The organism is Streptomyces apricus, from assembly GCF_008369065.1.
GTDB lineage: Bacteria > Actinomycetota > Actinomycetes > Streptomycetales > Streptomycetaceae > Streptomyces > Streptomyces apricus.
Genome location: NZ_VDFC01000011.1, coordinates 68,925 through 72,762, shown reverse-complemented (window position 1 = coordinate 72,762; position 3,838 = coordinate 68,925). Strand labels below are relative to the sequence as shown.

General features: G+C 71.3%; 2 protein-coding genes and 1 pseudogene. 2 read left to right on the top strand and 1 reads right to left on the bottom strand.

What is annotated here, in order from left to right; all coding sequences use genetic code 11:
- Nucleotides 1-5: 5 nt before the first annotated feature.
- Nucleotides 6-1,568 (top strand): annotated as a pseudogene (locus FGF04_RS04310) (glycoside hydrolase family 53 protein); the annotation flags it as partial.
- 24 nt (nucleotides 1,569-1,592) lie between these two features.
- Here the strand turns inward: FGF04_RS04310 and FGF04_RS04305 are convergent.
- The gene (locus tag FGF04_RS04305; RefSeq protein WP_149509881.1) at nucleotides 1,593-3,107 is read right to left on the bottom strand and encodes an AMP-binding protein; all 1,515 of its coding nucleotides are present in this window, start codon (nucleotides 3,105-3,107) and stop codon (nucleotides 1,593-1,595) included.
- A gap of 185 nt (nucleotides 3,108-3,292) precedes the next feature.
- Here FGF04_RS04305 and FGF04_RS04300 point away from each other — a divergent pair, with 185 nt between their 5' ends.
- Complete coding sequence (locus tag FGF04_RS04300; RefSeq protein WP_149509857.1) at nucleotides 3,293-3,688, top strand: nuclear transport factor 2 family protein; 396 nt, start codon at nucleotides 3,293-3,295, stop codon at nucleotides 3,686-3,688.
- Nucleotides 3,689-3,838 lie beyond the last annotated feature (150 nt).

Here is a 3,838-nt window from a genome sequence, read left to right as displayed (position 1 = left end):
CGACGATGTTCCATCCCGGACGCATACTCAAGGCCCTCCTCCTGCCGCTGGCAGCGGGCCTCGCCCTGACCCTGCCGCCCGCGCAGAGCGCCACCGCCGCAACCCCCCTCACCAACCCCGGCTTCGAGGCGGACGCCACCGGCACCGCCACCCCGGCCGGCTGGTCCACCCGCTCGGCCACCGGCCAGGACGCCGCCTCGTTCACCGAGCCCGGCGGCCGCACCGGCAGCCACCGCCTCACCCACTACGCGGCCTCCGCGTACAAGGTGGAGACCTACCAGCACCTCTCCCACCTCACCAACGGCACCTACACGCTCACCGCCTGGGTCCGCTCGGGCGGCGGCCAGCACGCGGCGTACCTCGCGCTCAGGAACTGCGGGAGCGCGGAACAGCGCACCGACCTGCCGGTCTCGTCCAGCGGCTGGATCCGGATCGTCGCCTCGGTCGCGGTGACGAACAACCGGTGCACGGTCGGCGTCGTCTCCGACGCCGCGGCGGGCAACTGGATCAACGTGGACGACCTGACCTTCACGGCCGGTTCGACCGGACTGGCCGTCAAGGGGTCGGACATCTCCTCGCTCGCCAAGAGCGAGGCCAAGGGCGGGGTGTACCGGAACGGCTCCGGCAAGACCGGCGKCCCCCTCGCCGTCCTCAGGTCCGCCGGCCAGAACTACGCCCGCCTCAAGGTGTGGGTGAACCCGGCCGACGGCTACAACGACAAGGCACACGTCCTCGCCACCGCCCGGCGCGTCAAGGCCCAGGGCATGAAGCTCCTCGTGGACTTCCACTACTCGGACACCTGGGCCGACCCGGGCGCCCAGTCCAAGCCCGCCGCCTGGTCCGGCCACTCCTACAGCCAGTTGAAGACGGACGTCTACACCCACACGTACGACGTCCTGAACGCCCTGAAGGCCCAGGGCACCACCGCCGACATGGTGCAGGTCGGCAACGAGATCAACGGTGGCATGCTCTGGAACGAGGGCTCCACCGCCAACTGGCCCCAGCTCGCCGGTCTGCTCAACTCCGGTCACGACGCGGTCAAGGCGGTCCACCCCGGGACGGCCGTGGCGATCCACCTCGCCCAGGGCGGCGACCTGGCCGGCACCCGCTGGTGGTTCGACAACGCGGTCGCCAACGGCGTGAGGTTCGACGTCGTCGGGCTGTCCTACTACGGCTACTGGCACGGCACGCTCGCCGACTTCCAGACCACCCTGGACGACACGGCGTCCCGCTACGGCAAGCCGGTGTACCTCGCCGAGACGGCCTACCCCTTCCGCCTGGACAGCGAGGACCCCACCGAGAACATCATCGACCTGCCGGGCGAACTGGTCCCCGGCTACCCCGCCTCGACGGCCGGCCAGACCCGGTGGATGAAGGACGTGGCCAGCATCGTGGAGGCCGTCCCGAACGGCCGCGGCCTGGGCGTCTTCTACTGGGAGTCCACCTGGACGGCCGTGACCGGCAACGGCTGGGACCCGGCGGACCCCTCCTCCGGCAACGGCTGGGAGAACCAGGCCCTGTTCGGCTACGACGACAGGGCGCTGCCCGCGATGGCGTGGTTCAGCCACCCCACACCCGTCACCCGTCACCCGTCACCCGTCGCGCCGGAACGGCTCCCGCAGTTTGAACTTCTGCAGCTTCCCCGTCGCCGTGCGCGGCAGCGACTCCACGAAGTCGACCCGCTTGGGCGTCTTGAAGCCCGCGAGCCGCGTCCGGCAGTGGGCGATCAACTCCTCGGCGGTGACACCGGATCCGTCCGTCACCACGAGCGCGGTCACCAGCTCGCCCCACTTGTCGTCCGGGATGCCGATCACCGCCACCTCGCGCACCGCGGGGTGCGAGGTGATGACGTCCTCCACCTCGATCGAGGAGACGTTCTCGCCGCCGGAGATGATGACGTCCTTCTTGCGGTCGGAGATCACCAGGTACCCCTCGTCGTCGAGGTATCCGCCGTCCCCGGTGTGGAACCAGCCGCCCTCCTGGGCCTTCGCCGTCTCCTCGGGCTGCTCCCAGTAGCCGTCGAGGTTGTGGTTGGACGCGGTCAGCACCTCCCCGTCGACGTCGACGTCGACGCGTACGCCGAGAGCGGGTACGCCCGCCCGCCCCAGCCTGCGGGCCCGCTCGGTGGGGTCCAGGCCGTCCCACTCCGCGCGAGTACGGTTGACCGTGACGAGCGGCGAGGTCTCGGTCAGCCCGTAGATCTGGATGAACTCCCAGCCCAGCTCGGCCGTCACCCGCTCGATCGTGCGGGTCGGCGGCGGTGCGCCCGCGCAGACGACACGGACCCGGTCGCGGCCCGGGATCGCGCCCTCCCAGTCGGCGGCGGCGTCGAGCACGGCGTTCAGGACGGCCGGCGCCGCGCACATCAGGGTGACGCCGTGCCGCTCGACCCGGCGCAGGATCTCGGCCCCGTCGATCTGGCGGAGCACGATGTGGCGCCCGCCGACGCCCGTGACGCCGTACGGCATGCCCCAGCCGTTGGCGTGGAACATCGGCAGGGTGTGCAGGTAGACGTCACGGTCGCTGATCGTGGTGTGCAGCCCGAACACGGTCGCGTTCAGCCACAGGTTGCGGTGCGTGAGCTGGACCCCCTTGGGACGGGCGGTCGTCCCGGACGTGTAGTTGACGCTGGCCGTCGCGCCCTCGTCCGGCTCCGCCCACTCCCGCGGCTCGGCCCCGCGCAGGAAGAGGTCCTCGTCGTCACCGAGGACGAAGGTGTGCTTGACGTCGAGCGAGTCGAGCACCCGCGCGCAGGAGGGGTCCGCGTAGACGACCGAGGCGCCGGAGTGGCGCACGATGTAGTCGATCTCCGCGTGCGTGAGCCGGAAGTTCACCGGTACGAGGACGCGTCCCCAGCCGGAGACGCCGAAGAACGACGTCAGCAGGCGTGCCGAGTTCTGCGAGACCACCGCGACCCGGCCGCCCACCGGGACGTCCAGCCGGTCGAGCTTCGCCGCCTGCGCGCGGGCGAGCGCCGCCAGCTCCCGGTAGGTGACCTCGCCGAGGCCCGGTCCGGGCTGGTCCGGTTCGTCGACGACGGCGACGCGGTCCGGATAGACGTGGGCCGCGCGGTCGAGGAAGTCGCGGACGGTCAGCGGGTAGTACACGGCAGCACCTCCGGGTCGGTGGGTTCCTTCCTACCTCGCCGGACCGCCCGCGTACCCCGTGCGGACCCGTTGCGGATCGACGCGGTCCCGGAGTACTGTCCGACGCACCTATTCAACATATTGAATAGGGAGAAGTCCGGAGCCGGAGACCCGGAAGCGGACATGACGAGAGTGAGAGGCGGACGATGACCCACCCCTTCCGCAAGGCGGTCGAGGACGGCGACCACGCGGCCCTGGTCGACCTGCTCGCCGAGGACGTCGTGTTCACCAGCCCGGTGGTCTTCAAGCCGTACGCCGGGAAGCCGGTCACCTCCGCGATCCTGGGCGCCGTCATGGAGGTGTTCCAGGACTTCCGCTACGTCCGGGAGATCGCGGACCCCGGCGGCCGCGACCTCGTCCTCGTCTTCGAGGCCCGCGTGGGGGAGCGCGCCCTGCAGGGCTGCGACCTCCTGCACTTCGGCGAGGACGGCCTGATCGACGACTTCACCGTCATGGTCCGTCCCCTGTCGGCGGCCCGGGCGCTGCAGGAGGCGATGGCGGCCCGCTTCGGGGCCGTCGCCGAGGAGGCGGGCGCGTCCTGAGCGCCGCCGGGGGCTAGCCTGATCTCCTGCCACGACCGGGAGACACGCGGGAGACACGCACGTATGACCACCCCTCGCCCCGAGACGGCGGACAGCCCCGGAACATCCTCCGCCCCCGCCCGGCGGGAGCCCGTGCTGCGGGGACAGTGG

Bases quoted from the DNA above. Each gene is read 5' to 3' on its own strand.
- FGF04_RS04300 (WP_149509857.1), top strand. From the start codon at position 3,293: ATGACCCACCCCTTCCGCAAGGCGGTCGAGGACGGCGACCACGCGGCC.